Genomic DNA, 25,283 nt, shown 5'->3' with positions numbered 1-25,283 from the left:
ACAAAAAGATACATTTTTGAGAAATTCTGGATCTAGTCAAAATAGACGTTCGTGCGAAGACAAAGATTTAAGAATACCAGAAATATCTATTGAAGCACTTACAAAAGAAACAAAAGAAACAAAAGAATTATTTTGCTTGAAAAAAGATCATGGTAATAATGGTTCTAAAAATATAGTAAGTGATTTTCTTTATTTAATTTCCAAACAACAAAGCTGAATACTATTTAAAGATAAAGAAGGTATACATGCTCTTACATACAATGAAGAAGCTTTTGAAGATGGAGAGAAGACAGAGAAGCTGAAAAAACATTTAATAAATTTAAAGGATTTTGATCTCAAAGGTAAATTACGTAAACATTTAAGTGAACATTTTGAGAGATTAATACTAGGTAATTGAAATAGTTTTCTTAAAGAAAATAACAAAGAGTTCAAAGAGTTAGTGATGAGGTTGAATGAATTTTTGTTGAGAAGTAGTTATTCTTCAAAATTATTTCATTTGCGGAAGGCATTATTAAAGGATTTTCAAATAAATTTTGAGGATATTCTTCAAAAGAAGGAAGGTAAATTTGAAAACAGTCAAAAACTATCTTTTGCTGGTAAATTTCCTTACGAATTTTTCAACTCTCAAGGTCAGAAAATTCTTATTCCAGATAATAAAGATAATCTTCATGAAAAAATGATACCACATCTAGAAAATGCTTATCTTCTTAGATTGGGGAAAAATTCTAAAGTCCTTATTTCAACGGATAGTTTTTGAGATGTAAAGAAAAGCTATGAAAAATATATTGAACAATCAGATAAGTTATTTGGACCAGCCAGCAATAGAAAAAAATGAGATTCTTTCAATTTTTTTGAATTTGGAAATAGTTCTGTCTCAACGGTTTCAACAAAGCTCGAAGTTAAAAAAACTAGTTTATTGAACTTTATATGAGTATCTCTTCTTAGAGAAGAAAAATTAATTGAAGTTTTATTACAAGAAAAGATCAAAAATGGACTTGATTTTTTCGATTTTTCAGAATGAAAATTAAAGGGAAAGAAAGATTTTAATAAATCTGCAGAAGTTGAATTTAAAGATGGAAAAGGTACACAAATTAAGGAAAAAATAATACTGAGTTATTTACATTTGAATTATTTATCTTTAGCTAAAGATTTTGACATCCTTCAAATACTAGGTAATTTTGATCTTGACAAGAGTAGTAATAGTACGCAATTAGAGGATTTTTTTGAAAAAATTTTAAGAAAATCAAAAATTATCAATAGCGCAAATGGTTATGGCGTAAGCAATGGAGGTGTTGCTCTAGAATTATTTACTATTAAATGATTATCAGAAAATAAGTTTGAGAACTTCAGAAAACATTTGAGAGAAATTCTAAAAAGAAATTCGTTAGCGGCTTTTGTATTTTCAAAGAAATTTTCTGAAAAAGAAAAGTGTTTACCTACAACTAGAGACAAAACAAAGATATCTGGAAATTTAGAGATACCAAAGGATATTAAGAAAAATTCATATATCTTTAGATCTACTCAACCTCAACCTCAACCTCAACCGAAAGAAGAGTGAGCTTGTCCAATTGATAAAGATATGGTTGATTTTGCTTCTGTAACAACAGAATCAACAACAGGAACAAAGTATTTAACAGGCTATAAAGGCTTAGTAAATGGCAACTGAAAAGATTTCTTCCCAGAAGATATAGTTAGCAAGTTAGAGCATTCTTCTCCGCTTTGAAAAGATTTAAATTCCTTAATTAACTATATAGATGAAAGCATTAATTCTGAGGATAAATACGAAGAATTAATAAAGATACTAAAGAATCTATTTCCTAGTTACAGTTGAGATTTTGAAGGAACCAAGTGTGAAAAGTTAGTATTTGATTGAAGAACAGGAATTAGAGGAAGTTCTTGTTTTGAAAAATCAGATTCTTCTTTCAAAGATAAGAAAGAACAGCTTAAACAATATTTAGAAAAAGGACATAAAGCAGACAGGAATTCATCAAGTACTAGATTAGACGGAGGCAAACAACTATTAGATGAAAAGTTATTTAATTCTAAGAATGATTGATTTACAGACAAAGATGGAAACTATTTAATTAGTAGTTCTGATGGAAATGAATATCAAATATATTTAATTCAAATTAAATATGATGATGTTAAAGATCAAAGCAGTTGAACTGATTTCTTAAAAACTATTAATAGTAGTCCCTTTTTTAGAGAATTAGTTAAAGTCGCTAAAGATCCAAAAGTACAAAAACAAGCCTTACTTTCAGAATTAAATTCTGGAACAGGTAGTTTGAAAAGCTTTAAGACCGGAGACGATAGACTTAAAAGGATATTAGGCTATTCTTGATTAAATCTTAAAAATTAATTAGTAAATGCTTCTCTCGAAGAGATTTTCTGTAGCTGTTGGTGTTACTGGTAGTGCCTCAGCCTTTATGTTCTATCAACAAGGCTGAGATACTGGATCAGCCTTAGATGATGCAATATTAAGTGATATTTACAAAGATACTGCTTTATTAACTAAAGTAAGTATTGATAGTTCTATAGATAGTAATATATCGGGAGTTAAAGCTTCCTTTGCTTACACTTTATTCTCTACTAATTTAGATAGCTTTGTAAAGAAGTTACATGAACACTTTCATACTTGAGCATTATTTAGATGAGCTGATTCATTCTTACAAGAAGGTAATAATGAAAGTTACTTAGTTCCAAAAGCTACTATTTATGATGAACTAGTAAAGCTTAAATTTAGTTATGCAAAGCCATCAAAAGCTAATTTAACACCTCAAAATTGAGATCGTGATAGTTACATAGCTACACAAGCCAAGCCAGTATTAGAGAAACAATTTAAAGATGTATTCTTTTCTACTTTATTTGTTACAAAAAAGGGAGATAAACATGAATTAGGTTTTGATGAAAGCATATACACTCAATATGGTAGAGGATCTTATTCTTCTAAAGTATCTCATTTTCAACAATTTATTTATGACGAATGAATAAAGCAAGAATCTCCATTTCTTCTATGTACTAGAGATTGAAAATACTCTACCAATTTCAATCAAGGTAATTTCAAAAATGAAGATAGCATAAAGAAACCAGAAAAGCCTAGTTTTGATTTTCCAGACTTTGGAGATATTGAATCAGAAGTTAAAGAATTTAATAATAGTTATGGCAATTCAAATGGCAAGAAAGATTTCTGCAGAAACCAAGATTATCAAATATGAACAGCCTCAAAAATTGCTGAATTAAAGGATGGATATAAAGCATCAGCCATTCTATGAAGAAATGGTAAAGATAATGGCAATAGCGCTACCAAAACAATAAACGGAAACGGAGAGAAGGTTCTTGATTTGTTTGTAGATAATGGAAATGGAAACCAAGAACAAACTAGTTGAAATGTTCCTAAAGATTTACTATCATCATCATCATCAGATAAGAAAAATTTATTTGCTTTAAGAGACGTTAAATCCAACAACAACAACAACATTGCCACTTACGCAAGAACATTAAGTGGATTATCTTTCTTTTTCAAAAATTCAGAGCATTCAGATACTAAAAAATTTTTATTAAAGAATTTAAGTGAAAGTGAAAGTGAAAGGACCAAAAAGATAGGTCTTTTTGAACTAAAGGATGAGCTTAAAGAATTCTTTGGGAAGAAAGCGGGTCAATTATTAGCATCATACTTAAGTAAGAATAAGAGTCAATTATTTAAAGATGGAATTAGTGAAAAACTTTCTTCTCTATTAGGCTCTACTTATGAATTTGCTCAACAGCTAGACAAGAACCAAAATCTTTGAAAAATACTTCATAGCTTTTCAGAAACCTCAAAGAATTATCTAGATGTTAAATGAGGCCAAGGCCAAGAAGAAAAAGCTCCTTCAAAAGAACATGGTTTAGCAACACCTATTCTTTTCAAAAGAAATCTAGACATGATTACTAGTCTAGGTGAAGCAAAATGATTAACTGAAATTAAGAGCGATAATGATGGTAGCTTTACTACTCTAACAAAAGACTTATTTAAAGAAGAAAACAAAGAAGAATTATTTAATAAAGCCCAAGAATTAAAGAAAGAATTAGCTAAATTTTTCAGTAATGTTTCAGTTAATGAAGAGAAGCAATACTTTAATGACTATTTATTAGACAATATTTATTATGACTTTAAGAAAGCAGACATAATAAAGAAAACCATAAGAAATGTAGCTTTAATAAATAAGTTAGGCTTTAATTGATTCAAAAATGAAATTAATGATTACTCTATTAAAGTAGCCAGAAGTACTTCATTACCTAATAATACTCAAGAAGAATTACAACAAGAAATAAAAAATAGTGTTATTGATGTTTTCTACGCAAAAGAATATCTTAAAGAAGACTATTCAGATAGATTAAATTATGGTGGATACAAATACACCAACATTAACAACAATGACAAATATTGTGCAAGAAAGATTACTAACGGAGATACAAAGAAATTAACTGTATCTACCACACTAAATGACTGTTCAAAAAAGACAGAACATGAAGAGAATGAAAAACAATTTAGACAGAAATTAGTTAACTACTGATTAATTAAGAATTATTACTATCATGCTTATGGATATGAAATCTCTTCAGATTTAAGTAGTAAATACATTTACTATCTTTACTCTATTTTCTGATTAACTAATAATCAATTTGCTAATTTGAAATCTTTCATCTTGTCAAATATACCATCTAATAGGTTTGGTGCTTTAGTATGAATGGATAAGGTTGAAAAAGCACATTGAAAAAACGGAGAAATTGAAGGTAGCGAAGCAAAAATTGGCAAGAACAAGACTTCAGATAATAATCAAGCTGAAATAGATAATGTTGATATGTACTTTAGAGATGTTAATTTGTCAGATATCTTCAACCCATTTGCCTCTACTAAGATTGACAAACCAAAAGAAACAAATGAGAAATTTCCATTAAATTCCGACAGAATCTCAGCTTTTGCAAAAACAGGAAATAATGAATTTACAGAATTCTTTGGTTTCCAAGGTTTTGTTTCTGAAGTATTTGGAGATTTAGATAAAGAAATAATGCAAAAAATATTTAAGAATTTCCAAATACATAACCCATCCAAAAACAAGAATTACAACTTGTTAACTCCTTATGAAGTTAAAGAAGAAAACACTACTGGGTTAGCATTTGGTACAGTTGTTAAAGAACAACAAGATGTTAATACTGTTATTGATTCTTTTGGTGGCGTAGATACTTTATTGCATTGAGTAAATTCTTACTTTAAGTCACAATCTGACATATTAAAGTCATGAGTATCTGAAAAGAATGCAAATGCTCCATTAGCTAATAAAGCCAATATTCCACTTCCAGAAATGAAACAAAAAGTTAAAGAAATCTTCAAAGATGGTCAAGCTTACAAAAATGCAACAACTAGATTCTCAGGTTTCTTACAAGGATCAACAGAATCTACTTTCCAAGATCAAAAATTCTTTATTGCCAATAAAGATAATACCAACACTGGATGAATTATTTACATCACTCAAGTAAATAGAAATGACTTCCAAGGAGGTTTTGAAAAATTAATTGATGAAATTGGAATTAAAACATTGTTTAAAATGTTGGCTATGTTGCCAAATGTTGAGGTAGCAAGAATGAGACCGGCACATCAAATGTTTTTAGAAAATAATTTAACAGTATAATTATGGCTATGGAGAAGAAGAAAAAGGAGGGAGAAAAGAAGGTGGAGCTTAAACTTACCTTGGATGAGTCTGTTTTTGATTATTTTTGAAGTGAATTTGAAATAGTTAGTAGCCTTAATCCTCTTAAAATCGCTAAGTTTGAAAAGTTTGACGATTTCTTGACTTTTTACATAAAGAAGTTAATTTATTGTTGCGGTAATTTTTTCAAATTAGAGAGTTGTTTAATGAGTATCTTTCTACATTTAAAGAAATTAGGGGTCCCTATTCAAGATTTTGATGATTTAATTGAAAAATTGGATTTGATTGGGAGGTTATCTAAGAAATCAGGCAAGCGTAGGAAAAGTTAGTTTTGCTATTTTAAATGGCAGGAATAAGCGATATATTTGGTTTTATCGCTAATTTTTTCAGCTCTTTTTTAGGTTTTTTTGAAGAGAAAGGCAGACTTAGAGCAAAATCAGAAGATTTTGAAGAGCTTTGTCAAAAGAAACAACAAGAAGTTGAAGAAATGAAAGCAAAAATTGATGAGCTAGAGAAGAATGCGGAGGACTTCAAAGAAAAGGTTAAATTGATAGATTTTTTAGGTGGTTTTGAAGAAATGCAAAAAATTATTGATGATTATGGTAGTTTTGCAAAAATAAGAGAAAAATTGCTTGAAAGAGAGCAATATAAATTAAAGCAAGCAGAATATGAGAAAACACTTGAAGAGAACTTTAATTTAGTTAAGGAAAATATTAAATTAAAGTCTGAGCTAGAACAGTTAAAGGAAGCAACTCCTAAGAGTTAGAGACTCATATTAAAGATTTTTTATTATCCTTACTAACTTTTGGTAAGTGAAAGAGCATAAAGCAGATTTATGAATCTGCTAAAGAGCTATTTGATAAGCATGGCAATGCAGAAAGTATTGAAAAGAAGCTAAACACTTTTTCTCAAGAAAACTTAGACCTTAAAGAACGATTAAATAATTTAAAGCGAGAATTAAGTGATTGAACTAAATTTGAAAGCGCTTCAAAAGTCGAATGACAATTATTAAATCTAAATGGAATTAAAGAAGAGTTACAGACTAAAGAACAAACTTTAATTAAAGTTAAAGAACAATTAGATACTTTACAAAAAGAATTAAATAATTGAGCTAAATTCGGCAATATTTCTAAAATTGAAGAACAATTTGAAATATTAGAGAAAACTAAAGAAGAATTAAGAACTTTAAAGAATAATACCGCCTTTAAGGACTATGATATTATTAATTTAAGAAGAGAATTAAATAATTGATCTAAATTTGAAAGTGTTTCAAAAGTTGAGTGACAATTAGATGAATTTAAGAAAATTAAATCAGAACTACAAATTAAGGAACAAGAATTAACTAATTTCAAAGAACAAATAATATCTATAGGAGGTAAAGAAGCAATAGAGAATATTAAGAATTTAATAAAGGAAAATGATGGTTTAGAACAACTATCACGCAATCTAAGAAATTACTTAGATATGCGTAAAGAAGTTGAAAGTATAGAACAAGGAAAATCACTCAGAGATTTAATAAATGAATTTAAAGAACAAGCAAGATTAAGAGGACTTTCTCAAAAATCTACAGATATTGGTAGTTCTATGGGAGAAGAAGTTGAAAGAATGCTTAGAGAATCATTCTCTAATGTTCTTAATTTTTCTTGAGAAAGAGAGAAATATATTCCTGAAGCAGGAAAGAGAATTGATTTCTTTTTTGAATTTAGAGATAGATTAGGGGGTTTATTTGGAAAAATAGCTCTAGAGAATAAGAATGGTAATCAATGGTTACCAAAATCTTGAAAAGAGCAAATTATTGATTATGTACATTTAACTAATAGCTTTTGTGGAGTATTATTTATTCCTCCTAGACAACCAGGACTAGATGAAATAGAGGGGGGAGTTACTATTGATAATAGAAAATTTCCTATTTTTTCATTTGATAAGATAGATGACTTTAGGAAGTTCTTGATTTTAGTATTATGGTTAGCTGCATCTTACACTCCTCCACCACAAGTTAATGATGCAATAGATTTTGACTTTGCTAGCGATATGCAACAAAGCTTAATAAAAAAGTGTGGTACAATCTGTAAGAATTATGTTGAGTTCTTGGAAAAATTCGAAACTTTAGATAAAAAAATAGAGGACATTTCTAAGAACTCCAAAATTTTACAAAAACGTATGACTCAACTTAAAGAGCGAGTTATATGTAACAAAAAGGCTGTAGAAGAAGAGCTAGCTACAATGCAATACTATATTACAGATAAAAGTGCCGCTCTCCCCGAGAGCCTTTCCAATGAACTATTTACAGAGCCTGAAAATGATGAAGAGTAGTTAAGTGAGCTCAGTACAGCTTCTTAGGATGTATCCTAAAAAGGATACAAGAATACAGGAGCCTACCCTTAAACCCCTCACCAATTATGAAAAAATCTCTATATTCTTCTCTTACAGATCAACTACTATTGTACTATCCATCTTAACTCTTGGCTTCTATTACTTATACTACCACTTCTGCCTAGAACAACACACTCCTAATCCTTTCAATACAAGAAAAAAATATGGTGAATATGTTATTGAAGAACATGAAATACCTTCAGTTATTGAAGATCAACGCTTTAGTAATAGATATATTGCTTTATTAGAGGGCAAAGAATATAGATTCTCTTCCAGAAAATTAAGAACTTGAATTGAACATTTCTGAATTCAAAAAAAAGTAAAGATAGTTTCATTCTTTTCGGGCTTTATTTCAGCAATTGAAAGATTAATGGTTTCTTTCAATTTCTTTGCTTTATCTAGAGAACGAATTCAAGAAAGAGATGAAGATTGAGAAAAGAGAATTAAGGGCTTACTCAAAAAGAAATTAGATTTAATTCCAGAAGATGAATTCAATAATCTTGATTTTGAGGACAATATTAAGAGATCAATAGGAGATAACCCAGAGACTTTAATTCCTAAGCGAAAATACGACTATTTTATATTATTTATTTTTGGCTTTAGCTATGTTCTATTTTCTCTAATTACTTTAGGTATCTTCCCTCTTTACCACTACTGAAATCAAGAAAAAGAAAGCTTTAAGCTCTCTAGCTTAAATTACCAATCAGAATTCATGGATACTAATGAATTCCAAGAAAGAGTAGAACAACTCAAGAATGAAACTGATTTTGATTATTCTGCCAAATTAATTTCTGCAGTTAATTTTGATTCAAAATCAAATGCTTTTACTGACCTCTACAAAACAAGATTATTTAAGAATTATGAACGTAAGAAATTAACTATTTGACTATTAAATTTCTTCACTGGAGGTATATTTGGTATTTGATTATTAACTAAGAATGCTTTCAAAAAAACTCCTGTCTCTAAAGACTTAGATGATTTAATACTTTACTTTAAGAACAGAAAAACTAATAAAGTGTATTTAATACGCGATTTAACTTGAGATATTAAGTTAGCTTCTTGTTTAGCTGCTGTTAGAGAAGAAAAGATGCAAAGAGATATTAAGAAATTATTGAAAGTTAGTGGAACAGGTCTTTATCCTTTCTTTTTAAGAACTATTTCTTCTGATTGATTTAAATGAGCTTTTTCATTCCTTGCTTTTTTCATAATTCTTTCAGTTGAATGCTTACTAGGAGTTTTTGCTTCTGGTACTGTTATTTTCTGACTCTGAACTATATTTGCTCTCTCTTTCCTATCCCTCTTTACTTACCATGTAAACTTACTTTTCTTCTAAGTTGAATTTACCAATAAGCCTTGATTTCAAGCGCTTAAGAGTAATAAATTCAAGAGTTAAAGTCCTATCAGAATTCGCTACTTATTTCCTTTGCTTCCTCTTCGGAACTTTCTTTGTTTACATCTTCTTTAAAGGCTTCCAAGGACTATTTAGTTACTCTTTCAGAAGTATTTTCTTTAGTGGCGACTTTAGTGCAAAGAGTGATCTAGTTTCTTTTTGAGCCCCTTTTGGAGTAACAGCTTTCTTAGTAATAATTGTATTATTACTAGCTATTCCTATCTCCCTCAGATGCTCAATCTGAATTTCCTTTTATGCTTCTCCCTCTAATCAAAAATTCTTTTCCCTTCTTACTTTATTACTAGCCAATATTCCTTCTGTAGTGCTTGGAATATTTGTAAAGAATTATTTAGCTAATTATCTCAAAGCTCTTTTCAAATTAAGTAGCACACTTAATTTACTTACTGCTGCTGTTGCCTTGATATTTATGATGTTGCCTTTAGTAATCTCTATATTCAATGCAGCCTTTGAAAACAAAACAAATTATTTAGTTTCTTCTGAAGTATTAGGTGTTAGTCGTATCTTTACTATTTACAAAATACTTATTCCTAGAATAAGAAAAACCACTCTACTAGCTACCACAATTATTGTAAGTAGAGTACTATCAGAAAGTGTAATGCTCTTTCTGATCTTAAATTCTCAAAGCTATTCTACTGCTTATTCTAGTTTTGGTTCTTTCATAAATTCACAAGTCAATCCTATTGCTCCTTTAATTTCTGAAAACTTCTTTTCTGATGGTAGTGATGAAAAAGTCAAGAACTTAATGTTCTTATTCGGAGCTTTATTATTACTAATTTCACTATTAGTAAATGCTATTTGTTATTACTTAATAAAGCAAGAACCAGGCATTAATAAAGCTAGTGCTAAATTATCAAAAAGAGCATGATTTAATAACTTAATTAAATGATACTTTATTAAATGTGTTTTTTATGAAGCTAGGAAATTAGATAATAATAAATTAAGCATTCATGAATATATCTTTCTTAACTTAAAGAAATACAAACCAAAACAATTATTACTTCTTGCCTATAGAGTCTTTGAAAAGATCTGTATCTCTATTTTTTGTATCTTTGCTTTCTTATTACTAACCTCTATTACAGTAGAGGGCATTGAAGCTTTAGCAAATAAAAAAATAAGTAGTGGAGATACTACTCTCTATAGAGCCTTTATTAATACATTATTAGTAGTAATTATCTCTATTTTCTTATCTTTTCCATTAGCCTTTCTTTCTTCTATTTTCTTATCTGAATATGCAGGCAATACTACCTTTAAAAAATATATTCTTTGCTTAATTAATGTAGCTTCTTCAACACCCTCAATAATTTTTGGAATATTTGGGTTATCTTTCTTTATTTCAAATTTAGGTCTTACTGGTAGTGGCGTAAACGGAAAGAGCTTATTAGCAGGAATACTTACTATTACTTTACTTATTTTGCCCTATATGATTAATTTATTTCTTAATCATATCTCTAATATTCCAAATATATATAGAGTAGCTGCTTATACTTTAGGCATCTCAAAACACAAGACTTTCTTAAGCATTATTCTTCCTCTCGTTCTTTCAAATTTAATTTTTGCTGTATTGTTATCAGTAGGAAGAATAATGGGAGAAACAGCTCCTTTGTACTTAACAGCTGGTATGAATTCTATTAATACTACTCTATTACTTTATCCAGGCCAAACATTAACTACTAGAATATATTCTCAAAGATATGGCTCTAATATTACTGAAGGAAATTCATCTATAGCTGAAACTTCTTTTTGCTGCGTCTCGTCAATATTCTTAGTTATTCTACTTGGTAAATGTTTAATTCCTTTTATTATTGAGAAAGTATTACCTACTACTAATATTTGACTTAATCAATACTCTAATAATATGAGTTATTATTGAAATATATATATGAATCGTGCTAAGAAAACGGCTCTTAATAGGCACTAGAAGTGGCTAGTCTTTTTTTTAAAAAAAAACAAGAAACTATATTACCTAAAGTAAGCAATGAAGAGGAAGAGTACATACTGGAAATTAGGAATTTAAATTTATGAACTGAAAATAAAGAAAAATTAATACTTAAGAATATTAATTGCAAAATTAAGACTAATTCTGTTATTGCCATAATAGGACCTTCTGGTTCTGGTAAGTCCTCACTCTTAAGAGCTATTAATAAAACTAATTTTGAAGATAATGAATATATTTATGAAGGCAAGATACTCTATGGCAAAGCAAATGTACTTTCATCTTCATATCCAGTCGAATATTTAAGAACACAAATAGGAACAGTGTTGCAAAGACCAGTAATGTTTCCTATGTCCATAAGAGAGAATATTTTATTTGCTCTCAAAGCTCATGGTATTTCATCAAATGAAATATTAGAGGAAGTATTACGTAAATCACTTGAAGATGCGCATTTATGAGAAGAAGTTAAAGATAGATTAAATGTTAGACCTGAAGGTAGTCTTTCTTTAGGCCAACAGCAAAGACTTTGTATAGCTAGAGCAATCGCTCTACAACCTAAAGTACTATTAATGGATGAACCTACTTCTGCTTTGGATTTAAAGTCTAGTAATAAGATTGAAGAACTTATTGTTAAGATTTCAAGCAATAAGCTCTCTACAATAATATTAGTCTCTCACTCTTTATCTCAAGTACGCAGAATAAGCCATTACACTATCTTCATTAAAAATGGAGAGATAATAGAGAGCGGTACTACAAGAGATATCTTCACTAAACCTAAACGACCAGAAACTAAAGACTTTATTTCAGGCGTTTATTAATGTCTAAAGGTAAGCTAACTTATTCTTCTGCTATCTTTCTCTCAATTAGCTCTATGATAGGGGCTGGGATTTTTATGAAAACCCAGACTCTTAATAAACTATCTCAGAACTCTTTATCTCCTATATTCCTCTTATTCTTTATTTTCTTAATAAATATCTTTGCCTTCACTTATGTACTTATCAAAATTATTCCTTCTCAAAATAGTAATGCTGGTTTTATGGAATGAGCAAGAGAATATTGCTCACCCCAATTAAATGCCGCTTTCGTTAACTTTATTCGCTATTTTTATCATCCCATAAGTCTAGTACTCTTTTCAGTATATGGAGTATTAGGTATTAGTGGTAATTCTAATATGAGTACTCTATTAGCTATTGTATTTGCTGTACTAGTAGTATTCATATTAATGTTCATTAATTTAATTTCATTCAAAATAGCTCACAAAATACAGTTAGTACTTTGATCTTGTGTCTTAATTCCTCTAATATTACTACCTATATTTGCTATTGCTTATCCTTCTTCTGAAAGTACTAAAGAAAGAGCTACAGGTATAGACGGTTTAGGTTCATGAATGGTATTACTATCAGGCTTACCTTCTTTACTTTTTATTTATGATGGATTCTATAACTTAGCTTCTCTTAAAGACAAATTAGATTCATCCAAAGACTTAGTAAAGTGCTTAGTTATTTCAATAATTGCCGTTACTCTAATTTATTTATATGTAATCATTGGCTTTAGTATAGGTAGTCCAAATTCTGACTATCAAAATTTCAATATCTTTAAAGGCAAACCTGCCCTTAAAGAATTATTTGAAATACTAACTGGTTTAGCAGGATTTATGACACTTAATTCTATAGCTTTAAGTAATATACCCCAACTTACAGCTATGAATGATACTTACAACTTTAAAGATTTAACTATATTAAAACGTTTTCTGTTCTACAAAAGTAAAGGAAATAATCCTGCTTTTGAAAATAAATTCATTTCTTGAATTTATTTATTACTTCAAACTTTCTTTTGATTCATAGTAATAGGTATTGCTTCTTTCTTTGGTGGCACTATTGAAGTATTAGATGCATTAGCAGATATAGTATCTGCTTTTGTATTTGGTATCTTAGTTGCTATTATTATTGGTAGTTTAAAGAAAAATTTAAAGGATACTCCTTTCATTTATGCAGTAATATTCTCTAGCTCTCTAATAATAATAGCATTACTATATTTATTTACCTCTTATTTAACTGGTGCTTTTGGCTTCGCAGGGGCCAACAGATTTAGTTTTGGATTAAAATTATCTTTACTACTATTATTCCTAATCGGTTCTTTCTTTCCTCAAATAAAAGATAGAATTGATAGAATATTTAATGCTAATAAGTATGCATTACATCATATAGATAATAATAGCTTAACTACTTTAAATAATGGCCTATAGACTAATAGCTAAAGCAGGATCTAGTAATAAATTAACTCCTAATCATGAAAAACAAGAAATAATTTGTGAACTTAGTGTAACTACTATTACACCTCCGGAACTTTACACATTACTATTCTCTCCTCTAGAAAAATATGAAGAATTAACTATTGATTACTTAACTTTTGCTAACTTATTCTTTGAAAAAATATATCCTGATTCTTTAGCTCTAGTACTTTACACTATTTATAGCCATTACACTACCATACCTTTTTCATTAAAGACTAAAGAAGAAAAAAAGAAATGAACTTTTGAAGGCTCAATACCTGAACATATAGAGACTTTAGTATATGCTCAGACTTTTGCTAAGAAATTGCAAGAATATCCTTCAAATTTATTAGTTCCTGAAACTTTTGTAGATCACGCTAAAGAACTACTAAAGGATTTAGAAAATATTAAATTAACTCATCTTAATTATGAGCAATTGCAATCTAAAGGACTAAGGTTAATTGAAGCAGTAGGTAAAGCTTCAATTAATAAGCCCTGCTTATTAATTATTGAGTACACTCCTAAACCTAATGAAAAAGCTAAAGCTTTAGTAGGTAAAGGTATTTCATTTGATACTGGGGGGCTTAATGTTAAGACAGGGTCCTATATGTCTAATATGAAATTTGATATGTCTGGAGCCGCTTCTTCTTTGGCTACTATTTATGCTTTAGCTAAAAATAAATCAACTGATAACTTAATAGTATTATTGCCATTGGCAGAAAATGCTATTGCTGAGAATGCTTACAAACCAGATGATGTGATAGTTTCTTATTCAGGCAAGAGTGTAGAGATAGACAATACTGATGCAGAAGGTAGATTAGTATTAGCAGATGCTATATCTTATGTAGCTATGGAATATGCTCCTACTGAACTTATTACTATAGCTACTTTAACTGGAGCTATTGGTTATGCATTAGGTTACAAATATGGGGGAGCTTGAGCTACTACAGATAAAGCATGACAAGAATTATATGAAGCTTCTTTATTTGGAGGAGAATGAATATGAAGAATGCCTTTTGATGACTATTATTTACAAGCTCTTAAGAAAACAAGAGTGGCAGATATTAAGAATTCTGCAAGAACAGGAGCTGGCGGAGCTTCAAGAGCCGCCTGCTTCCTAAAGGAGTTTACTGCTTCTATACCTTACATTCATTTAGATATTGCTAATATAGCGCATGGCGAAGGAGATGCCTCTGGATATGCCCCAATGATAAGAACTTTATATTATTATTTATTTAAAAGCAAATAGAGGCTTGTATTTTGTTATGAGAACTACTCAAATTACTAGAGAAGTAGGTTTAGCAAGAAGAAAATGATATCTTATAGATGCTAAAGATTTGATTTTAGGTAGAATGTGTGTTCATATAGCTAATTTATTAAGAGGAAAGAATAAACCTGATTTTACTTTAAATCAAGATTGTGGTGATTTTGTGGTAGTAATTAATGCTTCAAAAGTTAGATTAAGTGGCAATAAAGCAGAAAGAGAATTTTGATATAGACATTCTGGTTATCCAGGAGGAATTAAATCAAGAAGTGGTAAAGAAATGATAGAAAATTACTCTACTAAATTAGTAATTAAAGCAGTTAAAGGTATGCTACCTAAAAATAAATCTCTTTCTGATGCTTTACTACACAAACTTAAAGTTTATCCTTTAGACCAATATAGAGAACATGCTCAAAATCCTATAGCTTATGAGTGCAAATAATTTTTACGGTTTCGGCACTAGAAAAGAGGCTATTGCTAAAGTGCAATTAATAGCTGGCGGGAGTGGAAATATATTAATAAGGACTGGGAATGCTAAGAATAGCAAAACTAAAGAAGCTTTGGAATATTTTAAAAATCCTTTTTTTATTCAAGACTTCATGTATCCTTTAACTCTTACTAATCAAGCTAAGTCTTTTGATATTTGTGCTCATGTAAGTGGTGGAGGAATAATTGCCCAAGCTTCTGCTATTAAATTAGGAATAGCAAGAGCTTTATTAGTATTTGATCCAAAAATGAAACCAGCTATGAAGAGTTACAAATTATTGACTCAAAATAGAAAATATAAAGAGAGAAAGAAAGTTGGAAAGAGGGGAGCTAGAAGATCACCACAATTCACTAAGAGATAATCTTAGTGTTTCTAAAATGCGGAAATTTGTATACGATCCATCAACAGCTAGAATAGGCCTAGGTACAAATATTTATAGAGAACAAGAACCGCTTACTGGTATTTTAATTGAGGTAGTAAAGCATGATTATGACTTTATTGATTGTGCTTGAAGGTATGGCAATGAAGCTATTATTGGCATTACTATTAAAGCCATAAAGAAAGAAAATCCTAGTTTTGAATTCACTATTCCTTTTCAAAGCAAAGTATGACCTACTCAATTTAATGGAGGTATTATGAAATCACTTAAATTCTCTCTTTCTAAAATAGGAACTTCTTCCATCATAGACTCTTACATGCTACATAGACCTATTCAAGAAATGAAACTTAATTTGATCGCTTGAAAACAATTAATAGATTGCAGAAAGAATAGATTGACTAAACAAATAGGCTTAGGGCACTTTGATAAAGACTTAATTGAAAAGCTTTATGAAAATACAGGCGTAAGACCTCAATTCTTACAAATAGAGCTTTCTGTTAATAATATGAGATGAGATAGGATTCACTATTGTAGAGAACATGATATTGATATTCAAGCTTATGAACCATTGGGTGATTATTTATCTAATTCTCAAAACGCTACTTTAATTTCTTTAGCTCAAAAATATAATACTACTATAAAAAATTTATTACTAGCTTATTTATTAAATCAAGGCATTACTCCAGTAGTAACGCCTGAAACGGTTGAAGAGATTAAAGAATTTCCTTTAGCTAAGAATATAATACTAGAAGCTGAAGACATTGAAGTAATGAATAGTATTAATACTTACAAAAATAAACATTTTGAATCTCTTGAATTAGATTTTAGAGAAGATATTATTTAAGATGATTGCTTATTTCTGTTTATCTGGCAAACAATTTATGGCTAAAGAAGGGGATATTATTGAGGAATGTCCTTATGTAGATGGAGTGGAAGGACAAACAGTATTTACTGAAGAAGTAATGTGTATTAATGAGGTTACTTCTTTTGATTCTAGCCCTTTCATAAAGAATGCTAAGATTGAATTAAAGATACTTAAACAGGGGAAAAGTAAAAAAATTAGAGTAGTTAAATTTATTTCTCAAAAGAGACATAAGAGATGGAGAGGTCATAGAGCTAAATATACTAAATTACAAGTAATTAAAATTCATTGACAAAGATAATAATAACTAACAATTCACTCTTAATAGCTGGCCATACTAATTATGCTTCAAAAGGTAAAGATTTAGTGTGTGCTGCTATTTCTGCATTAGTAACAGGTTCTGCAGAAATATGAAAAGATAATAAAGAAATAGAAACTACTATTGATGAAGATTCTTATTACTTTAAATTTAATAATTTAAGTAAGGTTACAAAAATAGAATTGGACTTTTTAATAAAACATTTGAAAATAATTTCAAACAATTATTCTGAACATATTAAAATAACTTATAGAGATTTTACGTATTGTAGGTAAGGATAAGGGTTTAAGCGCCTTTGAAGTTATGGGTGTGCCTTGTGTTCCTTCCAAATCTAAGTTAGGTTTCGGAACTGAGAATTTAAGAGAACAAGATTTATTAAGAGAGTATTTAAGGGAAGCTAATAAAGCGGACTATGATTTTATAGACTGCGCTTGAAGGTATGGTAATGAGCCTTACATAGGTATGGCTCTTAAGGACTTAAAGAAAGAAGATATGTCTTTTGAATTTAAAGTACCTTTTCAAAGCAAAGTATGACCAACTAAGTTCACGGGAGGTATTAATAAGTCTATTAAATTTGCTCTAGCAAAAATAGGAGCAAATGACTATATGGATTCTTATTTATTACATGCACCAGCTACTGAAAAAGATAAGAATATTAATGCTTGAAAACAATTAATAGATTGCAGAAAAAGAGGCCAAACTAAGAAAATAGGTTTAGGTGATTTCTCAATTGAAGAAATAGAGAGTTTATTTAACAATACTGATATTAGACCAGATATCTTACAGTTACCTTTAAATATCAATAATATGCATGAAGAATATTACGTATATTGTAGAGATAAAGGAATAGAGGTACAAAGTTATAGACCTTTTGGAGATTATGAAAAGAATAAGTCTAATAAACAATTAATTGAATTAGCACAGAAATATAATACTAATATTAAGAATTTATTAATAGCATATTTACTTAACATAGGCATAACAGTAATTGTTATGCCTGAAAATAAAGAAGAAATAAGTGAATTTCCTAAAGCTAAATTAATAGTATTAGAGGTCAAAGATTTAGAGTTACTTAGTAATATAAAGTAAAAAAGATGAGTGGCCAATTATCGTTTATTTAGCACCGTACTCTTAACAGCAGGTGCTGTCGCAGGAGTTAGAGAATATCTCAAACCCAGAGATATTCAGTCTATGCTTAAGTGAAATGGTGTAAGACTAGTTTCAAATAATGATGGATGAAAAAGCGCTTTTTATGAAAATAAAGAACAACTTGAAAAATTAGGAGTTAGAGACTCTAATGATTTATGAAAATGATGCTCAGAAAGATTTAAGTATGGTTTAGGAGACCCTACTATATTAACTGATGTTGAAAATTATTGTAAGGATTCCCCAAAAACAATTATGGGCAATATTATTAGAGCAGGGGAAGAGGGGAAGTTAATTAAAGAGTCAGATCAATTAGCTTCTCAGATTGTTTATGTAACAACTAGTGATAGAGAAAAATTGATTGAAGTAATGCAAATTGAAGCTGATGATCAGCAGAGAGGACTTTATGCTTTCATGGGAAAGAAAATTAGTGAATGGTGTGCTAAAGAAGTAAAGAAAAATGTTGTAGATGTCGAACATCTAGGTAATGTTAAGAAATATTGTTACAACAGAGGAGTCAAGAATGTTAAAGGCTTATTAGAAAAAGAAGGTTTAAAGACATTGCCAAGCACAGATGATTACAAAGAAAGATTCAAAAATGAATTAAGTAGATCTCAGGAATTAATTACTCAAATAGGACATACTTTAAATGCAAAAAGAGCAGAGAAATTGAAAGAATATGAATTTAGAAAAAGAATCTACAATTACACACAAGAAGAACAAGAAATAGAGATGAGAAAAATTGATGAAATTGTTCCTGCAACTTTTGACGATAACTTTATTAAAGCTAATAGTGGTCAATATTTAAAGTGGTGGTGTGAAAGTCAATATAATAGCAACTTAACTGGTACAGGTGTTTTCCCGGAAATATATCAAAGAGTTAAAGCAAGATGTACAATTAAAAAATCTTAGGGATTAGATTTGTGATTGTTTATTAAAGTTTGACCTCTCTTTAATTTAAATACTTTTTTAACAGCGTTTTTAGGGGCATCACTTCTTTCAGTAACGTAAAAAATAGCCATTACTGGGACTTCTTTTCCACAATAGTTTCTTCCGCTTTCTGCTACTTTAGCAACTTCTGATTCTAAATTAGGAATATCTTTCTTTTTGGTTGCCAAGAAATCAGCTAATGAATAATCTTTAGGTATTGATTCAGTTTCATCAACTATTCTAAATACACATCCATTCTGCTCATCAAAAGCTTCAATCTCTCCATAAGAACTAATCTTCTCTATTTTTTTATATTCACCTCTTTGATTCCTTCCAGTTAACTTATCAAAACTATCATCTATACCAGAAAAAGTAGTACTTACTATTGCTACACCACTACACCCAGAACCTACTATTAATAATTTAACTATTTCCTTAACCATTACTAATATCCTTATTTATATATTCTTTTATTAAATAATTTTTCAGCCCTTCAGCCCTGAAAGTAAAAGCAAATATATTATGGCTAACTATAAATTATTAAGTACTGTAGTCCTGACAATAGGTTCTGTTGCAGGAGTTAGAGAATATCTCAAACCCAGAGATATTCAATCTATGCTCAAATGAAACGGAATACGTCTAATTTCCAACGATGATGGATGAAAGAGTGCATTCTATGAAAAAGAAGCCAAACTTAGAGAAATAAATGTTCATAGTGCTAACGGCCTATGAAAATGATGTTCAGAAAGATTTAAATACGGCTTAGGTGATTCATCAATATTAGATTCTGTTCAAGAATATTGTCAAGATAATCCAACCACAATAATGGGAAACATTATTAGATCAGGAGAAGAAAAAAGATTCATTAATGATTCAGATTCAATCGCTTTTCAAGTAGCCTATGTAATTAGTGGAGATCAAGATAAATTAATTGAAGTGATGCAAATTAATGCTGATGAATCTCAAAAGAAGAACTTTACCTTTATGGGTGCTGAAATTGCCAAATGATGTAAAGCTCAAAAAGAAGCAAAGATTAAAGATGCAGAGCATCTAAGTAATGTTAAGAAATACTGCTACAACAAGAATGTAAAGACAGTTAGACAATTATTAAATAAAGAAAAAGTAAATATCATGACCAAAACTGAAGAATACAAAAAAAGATTCGATGAAGAGTTAAATAAGGCAACAGATTTAATTGATTCACTAAGAACTAGCATGGGAAAGATAAGGGAAGCAAAAATTAAAGATCTGGAAAGCAGGACTAAAAGATATGGATTAGCAGAAGAACAAGTAAAAAAAGAGACAGATAGGATTGATGAATTAATACCTTCAAATCTTGATGATGAAGCTATCAAAAAGAATGGAGTTCAATATCTAAAATGATGATGTGAAGGTAAATATAATAACGATTTAACAGGTACTGATGTATTTCCTAATCTCTATTCAAAAATAAAGTCTCGTTGCGCTAATAAATAATGTCTATTTTTTTATTGCATGAGCTTTTTTGACTACGTATGATACACCTTTCTTTAATTTAAAGTCTTTTTTGTCAGAATCATAGAAAATTGCAAATACTGGTCCAAAATCTTTGCAATAAGGCTGTGCACTTTTTGCAACCGCTACTGCTTTTGTTTCCAAATCAGTAAAGGTCTTGTTATGTTCCATTCAGAATTCCTCTAAAGAATACTCCTTCACATTATTAGGATATTTATCATCTACTATCCTAAATAAACAACCGTTTTGTTGACCAAAAGCCTCGATTTCTCCGTATGTTTGTATTGTTGTAATCTTTCTTCCTTTATCTTCGGTGTATCTTAGTGTTATCTCATCGTTTTCATCTATATTGGAAAAACTAGTACTTACTATTGCTACACCACTACACCCGCCACCAATAGCCAAAGTACTTAATATTGGTTTGATCACTCTTTATTATCTTCTAGCTTATTTATTAATCAGTTACTGAACAAAACTCTTGTACTTCTTCTAATTTTGAATAGTTTTCTGGAATGTAAGGTAATTTAAGATTCTCTTTACATCATCTCATAAGTGGTTTAATATCAACGCTATCTTTAGGAATTTCAACACCTTTTGTTTTCAATTTACCCTTTAATTTTGCAAATGTCTTTCTCTTTTCTACTGCAGTACCATCATCTATGGACTTAACATTTTCTTGTTCAGTCATTATGCTCTTAATATCCATAGTACAAAATTTCTTGATCATATTGAATTCTTCAAATTTATCTGGAGAAAAATGTCCACCTAATCTAGCTTCACATCATCGTTTAAGTAAATAACCACCTTGAACATTTGAATCTACACCATAAAATTCAGCAATGCTAACGTTTATTTCTTTTGAATGTAAAGAGTATTTACTTTTTCACTTAGTAAATTGATCTTTCTTAGCTTCGAATAATGTTCTGTAATTTAAGGACTCTAAATGGTTTTGGTTAGTGGGATGATCAAATAAGATAGATACAGTTTTGTAACTTAATCCAGAAAAAGCAGTTAGAACAGCCGTAGTTATTACAGAATTTGCTATCGCCCCCATCGATTAAGTTTTGTATAAAAATCAAATATTTAACCTAGTATTATATAGGAAATTTTTTATTTTTTCTTTAATAATTACTGATCAGTACAAAATTTAACAATTCATTCATATTTTTGCTGTTCATATTCACCTTCAGAGCTTTTTGTACATCATCCTTCCAAAACTTTTGGCTCTACAATATTTGTTCCTAATTCTGCTACTGTTATTCTTGTGGTTTTTACTGCATCAGTATATTTTCTAACTGCATTAGCTCATCCATTATCCCCACTTATTAGCGTCTTTTTGTCCCTTTCTAGATAATCTTTAGTGGTAGGAACTGAACAAAACTCTTTTACTTGTTTAAAGGTTCTGTTTTGATCATCTTCATAATCAGATTCAGATTTTTCATTACATCATTTTGATAAGTCCTCTATATTCAAGTTGTTTCATCTTGGAGTTTGCTCTCCATTTAAAGTAATAAGAAGATCTTTTGAAGAAGCATGTTTTTCATATTTTGCCATTATTACTTCTCATTTTTTGAAATCCGTATTTAACCCACCTAATAGTTTCACTCCTTGGGATTGTAATTTAGATGCAATACTTCCGGCCTTTGCAGGAACTATACTTTCATTATCTGGTTTTGATTCAAGAGAAGGCATTAAATCATTGCCTCAAAGACTTGCTACTGTTGCAATACCCCCTGTCACTAATGAAACCAATCCAAATACTTTCTTATTGAAAACCAACTTTCAATTACCTTTGTTAATTATCCCCAATTCTTATACTAGTCTTAAATCTTTAAACCTTCCTCAAAAACACTTAATAAATGTTAAGTTTCTTAATTTAATGAGTTTGTGTTAAATATTTTCTTATTAAGAGGTCTCAAATACTTTAAATATTGATTATAAACTAAATAATTCTTACACTTATTTAATTTATTAAGAAAAGTATTACATCTAAGAAAAATGACTACCTTTGGTAAAGTTGTAATTGGTGCTTCAACTTTAGGAACGCTTGGGGGAGGGGCTGTTCTGGCTAATAGCTTACTAAATAAAAAGGTTGATGAACCAACCCCAACACCCCAACCAACCACTAGTGAAAGATTAGCCAAAGAAGGATTTGACGGAGTTCCTACAGATGGATGGCAAACTATATTAGATGCGTACCAATTAGTTAAAGATACTAAGACAACATTTAAACGAACCCCAGAAGAAGTTGAGACTCTTGATGGTTTGAAAGCAAAATGTTTGAACGCTTTAGGAGACAGAGGAGCCGATGAGGGAAATTACAAGAAAGCAAGACAATGATGTGTAAAGACAGTAACTACCAAAACTGTTTTAAATAATTTAGGTTATGAAATCTTAGATTCTAGCGATTCTAAAACTGATCAGGATACTGTTTGAAAAGAAATTGCAAAATCTCTTAAATTAAATCCTAACTCTTTCCCAGCAATTGGCGAGAAAGTAAAAGTAGCAAATAATGACGACGATGTTAAAGAGCTTAAAGCAGGTTGTGAAGCTTTGAAATTAAATGAAGCTAAGACTACTGATAAAGACTTTAATGATAAATTAGAGTGAGGCAAGTCATGATGTTCAACACCAAAAACAAAGGAAAATTAATATGACAACTTTGACCAAAGCTGGAGTTGCCGTAGTAGGAGTAGGCACTCTTGGCGGAGGAGCGATTTTAGCTAATAATTTATTAAATAAATCAGAAGATATTCCTAAGACTATTACTATTGAAACAAATCTAAAGAGTTTTGAAAAAGAGCTAGGCGAATCAGTTCTTAAATTAGTTGGTAATGATAATCAAAAAGAATGAGGAGAAAGAGCAAAAGAACTAGCAACATCAACAAGTCAATTAGATGCTTCTTTAAATAAGCAAACAGTAAAGACATGAGAGCAATTACGCGATTGATGTAATGGAAGTAGAAATGATACTTTTGATAAGGATAGTGTCAAATATAAAAATTTTGAGGAATTTTGTACTTGAAAAGTAGGAGACAAATTAACTGGACATATTCCAAAGGAAACTGTGGAAAGCGATGGAAAATGAAGAACTGCCCACGCAGCTTTAAAGGGAAAGAATAATTTACCGCAAAGTCTTAAAGATATTGTGAGTACCGCGGAAGCAAATGATGCTGATAAGAAAGCTATGCGTAAATGATGTACTGATTCCTACAAAGAAAACTGGGTTGGTTCAAAAGACACAAAAGTTGCATTAGTTAAAGAACATTGTAAATTAAATGGTTAAGCCTGTTGTTATCTCTTCAATTGGAGTTGTGGGTGCTGGGGCGATTGCAACTGGAGTATTTTTTGCAAATAAATCAGATACCTACTCTAGTTACTTAGAAAAAATAGGAAGGAAATTACTTGGAAAAGAGGAAACTGGATGGGACACATTAAAGACTAGATATGATGCGGAGAACGAAGGTTTACAAATAACTTTAAGTGGGCAGACTACTCCAGCAAAAACTATTGAAGTACAACAGTTAAAGAGTTGATGCAGTGAGAATGCTAACAAAACATTTACTAAAAAAGAAGACACAACATTCTTAAGTGTATCTGCATGATGTACTGCTCCCAAAACCATTGAAGGACAAATAGGAACAAGCAAAACTATTTTAAATGTTGCAAAGGTAACTAGCGGAACAACAAATAATCATGAAAACTTATGAAAGGGAAAAGAAACCGAATACAAAAAATCCACCAACACTAATTTAATTAAAGAAATTCAAAGTAATGAAGAAAAAGCCGATATAGCAACCAGCGCTGTAACAGTAGATAAATTAAAGGATTGATGCAACCTATCTAAAGGAAAACATTTCAAGCATGACAAAGATACAAGATACCTTAAATTTTTAGAATGATGTGTTAATTAGGTAATTATGACTACTGTAACTAAGATTACAACTGGAGTAGCAGGAGTTAGTACACTTGGTGGAGGAGTGGCATTAGGAGTAAGCTTATTTAAAGAAAAACAAACAGTAAGTACTAGATTAGTAGCAGAAGGTTTTGATGTAAATGTAACAGATTTTGGAAACCTATTAACAAAACACAATCTTGCTAAAGAACCTAATATTTTTGTAGATACTTCTGTAACTACTAAAGATACTGCTTGGTTACAAACGCAGTGCAAGAGGGCTTTAGAGGGCGGAATTAAGGACGAAAAGAATTACAAACTAGCAAGACAATGGTGCGTTAAAGAAAGAGCAATAAGTGATATCTTTGGTAGTATTGGACTTAAAGCTTTAGATAATACTGGTAATAGGGATGATAATGGAACATGAAAAACACATGAAGTAGTATTAAAAAAAGATGTTACTACAGCAGGAAAATTAAGTGAAACTATGAAAGGAGATACTACTATTACTGTGGCTAACATTAAATCAGCATGTACAGCATTAATTGCTATTAATACTACCGATAAGGACTTTAATGATAAATTTGAATTATCAAAAACTTGATGTGCAGTAAAGGATCCTAAAAAACAAAAATAGTTTAAATTATACTATTAAATAAATCATTAAAGAAGATACATAGCTAAATATATTTGCTTTTCAAAAAATAGTTTATTTTGTATTCAAAAATAATATGAAAATTTAAACTTCATAATTAAAGCAAGTTTTGAACTTCTAAAATCCAAATAAATTACTATTTGCCTTAATTAAGTGCCTTAAACAGAAAGGTTCTT

27 protein-coding genes are annotated in these 25,283 nt (G+C 29.9%); 22 read left to right on the top strand and 5 right to left on the bottom strand.

Features of this window, described 5'->3' with window-relative positions:
• The 4 genes from A6V39_RS04935 to A6V39_RS04920 form a co-directional block, all read left to right on the top strand.
• The coding region (locus A6V39_RS04935) for a DUF3713 domain-containing protein (protein WP_222702668.1) at positions 1 to 2,359 on the top strand (2,359 nt) is incomplete at its 5' end.
• Positions 2,360 to 2,366: 7 nt separating this feature from the next.
• A complete protein-coding gene (locus A6V39_RS04930; protein WP_187150553.1) occupies positions 2,367 to 5,669 on the top strand; it encodes a DUF3713 domain-containing protein in 3,303 nt (1,100 codons plus the stop codon).
• A gap of 2 nt (positions 5,670 to 5,671) precedes the next feature.
• Positions 5,672 to 6,016 carry a hypothetical protein gene (locus A6V39_RS04925; RefSeq protein WP_187150552.1) on the top strand — a complete coding sequence of 115 codons (345 nt, stop codon included), beginning with the start codon at positions 5,672 to 5,674 and terminating at the stop codon, positions 6,014 to 6,016.
• A 14-nt stretch (positions 6,017 to 6,030) separates the two neighbouring features.
• Entirely contained in the window at positions 6,031 to 6,453 is a 423-nt protein-coding gene (locus tag A6V39_RS04920; protein ID WP_187150551.1) for a coiled-coil domain-containing protein, read from the top strand.
• 445 nt (positions 6,454 to 6,898) lie between these two features.
• Here the strand turns inward: A6V39_RS04920 and A6V39_RS04915 are convergent, their stop codons facing one another.
• Positions 6,899 to 7,132 carry a hypothetical protein gene (locus A6V39_RS04915; RefSeq protein ID WP_187150550.1) on the bottom strand — a complete coding sequence of 78 codons (234 nt, stop codon included), beginning with the start codon at positions 7,130 to 7,132 and terminating at the stop codon, positions 6,899 to 6,901.
• Positions 7,133 to 7,151: 19 nt separating this feature from the next.
• Between A6V39_RS04915 and A6V39_RS04910 the strand changes: the two genes are divergently transcribed.
• The 13 genes from A6V39_RS04910 to A6V39_RS04850 are packed head-to-tail and all read left to right on the top strand — an operon-like array spanning position 7,152 to position 19,045.
• On the top strand, positions 7,152 to 8,000 hold the full coding sequence (locus A6V39_RS04910; protein WP_187150549.1) for a hypothetical protein: 849 nt from the start codon (positions 7,152 to 7,154) through the stop codon (positions 7,998 to 8,000).
• Between the two features lie 28 nt (positions 8,001 to 8,028).
• Positions 8,029 to 9,393 carry a phosphate ABC transporter permease gene (locus A6V39_RS04905; RefSeq protein WP_187150548.1) on the top strand — a complete coding sequence of 455 codons (1,365 nt, stop codon included), beginning with the start codon at positions 8,029 to 8,031 and terminating at the stop codon, positions 9,391 to 9,393.
• A 1-nt stretch (position 9,394) separates the two neighbouring features.
• Positions 9,395 to 11,389 carry an ABC transporter permease subunit gene (locus A6V39_RS04900; RefSeq protein WP_187150547.1) on the top strand — a complete coding sequence of 665 codons (1,995 nt, stop codon included), beginning with the start codon at positions 9,395 to 9,397 and terminating at the stop codon, positions 11,387 to 11,389.
• Between the two features lie 2 nt (positions 11,390 to 11,391).
• The gene (locus A6V39_RS04895; RefSeq protein ID WP_187150546.1) at positions 11,392 to 12,222 is read left to right on the top strand and encodes a phosphate ABC transporter ATP-binding protein; all 831 of its coding nucleotides are present in this window, start codon (positions 11,392 to 11,394) and stop codon (positions 12,220 to 12,222) included.
• Entirely contained in the window at positions 12,222 to 13,649 is a 1,428-nt protein-coding gene (locus tag A6V39_RS04890; protein ID WP_245633521.1) for an amino acid permease, read from the top strand. Before A6V39_RS04895 ends, A6V39_RS04890 begins: the two co-directional genes overlap by 1 nt.
• Positions 13,639 to 14,925: a M17 family metallopeptidase gene (locus A6V39_RS04885; protein ID WP_187150545.1), complete on the top strand. Its 1,287-nt coding sequence runs from the start codon at positions 13,639 to 13,641 to the stop codon at positions 14,923 to 14,925. The genes A6V39_RS04890 and A6V39_RS04885 overlap by 11 nt, the downstream gene beginning before the upstream one ends.
• A 16-nt stretch (positions 14,926 to 14,941) precedes the next feature.
• Complete coding sequence (gene rplM / locus A6V39_RS04880; protein WP_187150544.1) at positions 14,942 to 15,382, top strand: 50S ribosomal protein L13; 441 nt, start codon at positions 14,942 to 14,944, stop codon at positions 15,380 to 15,382.
• Entirely contained in the window at positions 15,369 to 15,788 is a 420-nt protein-coding gene (gene rpsI / locus A6V39_RS04875; RefSeq protein ID WP_187150543.1) for a 30S ribosomal protein S9, read from the top strand. Before rplM ends, rpsI begins: the two co-directional genes overlap by 14 nt.
• Before the next feature lie 16 nt (positions 15,789 to 15,804).
• Complete coding sequence (locus A6V39_RS04870; RefSeq protein WP_187150542.1) at positions 15,805 to 16,650, top strand: aldo/keto reductase; 846 nt, start codon at positions 15,805 to 15,807, stop codon at positions 16,648 to 16,650.
• 1 nt (position 16,651) lies between these two features.
• Positions 16,652 to 16,969 carry a 50S ribosomal protein L21 gene (gene rplU, locus A6V39_RS04865; protein WP_187150541.1) on the top strand — a complete coding sequence of 106 codons (318 nt, stop codon included), beginning with the start codon at positions 16,652 to 16,654 and terminating at the stop codon, positions 16,967 to 16,969.
• On the top strand, positions 16,957 to 17,262 hold the full coding sequence (locus A6V39_RS04860; RefSeq protein ID WP_187150540.1) for a ribosomal-processing cysteine protease Prp: 306 nt from the start codon (positions 16,957 to 16,959) through the stop codon (positions 17,260 to 17,262). The genes rplU and A6V39_RS04860 overlap by 13 nt, the downstream gene beginning before the upstream one ends.
• A gap of 28 nt (positions 17,263 to 17,290) precedes the next feature.
• A complete protein-coding gene (locus A6V39_RS04855; protein WP_222702667.1) occupies positions 17,291 to 18,076 on the top strand; it encodes an aldo/keto reductase in 786 nt (261 codons plus the stop codon).
• A 9-nt stretch (positions 18,077 to 18,085) separates the two neighbouring features.
• Complete coding sequence (locus A6V39_RS04850; RefSeq protein ID WP_187150539.1) at positions 18,086 to 19,045, top strand: hypothetical protein; 960 nt, start codon at positions 18,086 to 18,088, stop codon at positions 19,043 to 19,045.
• Here the strand turns inward: A6V39_RS04850 and A6V39_RS04845 are convergent.
• Positions 19,042 to 19,506, bottom strand: a complete 465-nt coding sequence (locus tag A6V39_RS04845) for a hypothetical protein (RefSeq protein WP_187150538.1) — start codon at positions 19,504 to 19,506, stop codon at positions 19,042 to 19,044. The genes A6V39_RS04850 and A6V39_RS04845 overlap by 4 nt on opposite strands.
• A 79-nt stretch (positions 19,507 to 19,585) precedes the next feature.
• On the opposite strand from A6V39_RS04845, the gene A6V39_RS04840 reads away from it, so the two are divergent.
• Positions 19,586 to 20,539: a hypothetical protein gene (locus A6V39_RS04840; protein WP_187150537.1), complete on the top strand. Its 954-nt coding sequence runs from the start codon at positions 19,586 to 19,588 to the stop codon at positions 20,537 to 20,539.
• Positions 20,540 to 20,542: 3 nt separating this feature from the next.
• Here A6V39_RS04840 and A6V39_RS04835 read toward each other — a convergent pair whose 3' ends face one another.
• The 3 genes from A6V39_RS04835 to A6V39_RS04825 all read right to left on the bottom strand — a co-directional run bounded on the left by A6V39_RS04835 (position 20,543) and on the right by A6V39_RS04825 (position 22,297).
• Entirely contained in the window at positions 20,543 to 20,986 is a 444-nt protein-coding gene (locus A6V39_RS04835; protein WP_187150536.1) for a hypothetical protein, read from the bottom strand.
• Positions 20,987 to 21,011: 25 nt separating this feature from the next.
• Entirely contained in the window at positions 21,012 to 21,611 is a 600-nt protein-coding gene (locus A6V39_RS04830) for a hypothetical protein (protein WP_187150535.1), read from the bottom strand.
• 74 nt (positions 21,612 to 21,685) lie between these two features.
• Positions 21,686 to 22,297, bottom strand: coding sequence for a hypothetical protein (locus tag A6V39_RS04825; protein ID WP_187150534.1), 612 nt, complete (start codon positions 22,295 to 22,297; stop codon positions 21,686 to 21,688).
• Positions 22,298 to 22,555: 258 nt separating this feature from the next.
• Here A6V39_RS04825 and A6V39_RS04820 point away from each other — a divergent pair, with 258 nt between their 5' ends.
• The 4 genes from A6V39_RS04820 to A6V39_RS04805 are packed head-to-tail and all read left to right on the top strand — an operon-like array spanning position 22,556 to position 25,089.
• Positions 22,556 to 23,209: a hypothetical protein gene (locus A6V39_RS04820; protein WP_187150533.1), complete on the top strand. Its 654-nt coding sequence runs from the start codon at positions 22,556 to 22,558 to the stop codon at positions 23,207 to 23,209.
• Between the two features lies 1 nt (position 23,210).
• Entirely contained in the window at positions 23,211 to 23,843 is a 633-nt protein-coding gene (locus A6V39_RS04815; protein ID WP_187150532.1) for a hypothetical protein, read from the top strand.
• Positions 23,836 to 24,471: a hypothetical protein gene (locus tag A6V39_RS04810; protein ID WP_187150531.1), complete on the top strand. Its 636-nt coding sequence runs from the start codon at positions 23,836 to 23,838 to the stop codon at positions 24,469 to 24,471. The genes A6V39_RS04815 and A6V39_RS04810 overlap by 8 nt, the downstream gene beginning before the upstream one ends.
• 6 nt (positions 24,472 to 24,477) lie before the next feature.
• A complete protein-coding gene (locus A6V39_RS04805; RefSeq protein WP_187150530.1) occupies positions 24,478 to 25,089 on the top strand; it encodes a hypothetical protein in 612 nt (203 codons plus the stop codon).
• Positions 25,090 to 25,283 lie beyond the last annotated feature (194 nt).

The organism is Candidatus Mycoplasma haematobovis (assembly GCF_001645765.1).
Lineage (GTDB): Bacteria > Bacillota_I > Bacilli_A > Mycoplasmatales > Mycoplasmoidaceae > Eperythrozoon_B > Eperythrozoon_B haematobovis.
Note: the sequence above shows the minus strand (reverse complement) of the source record. Positions and strands in the feature narration are given on the sequence as shown.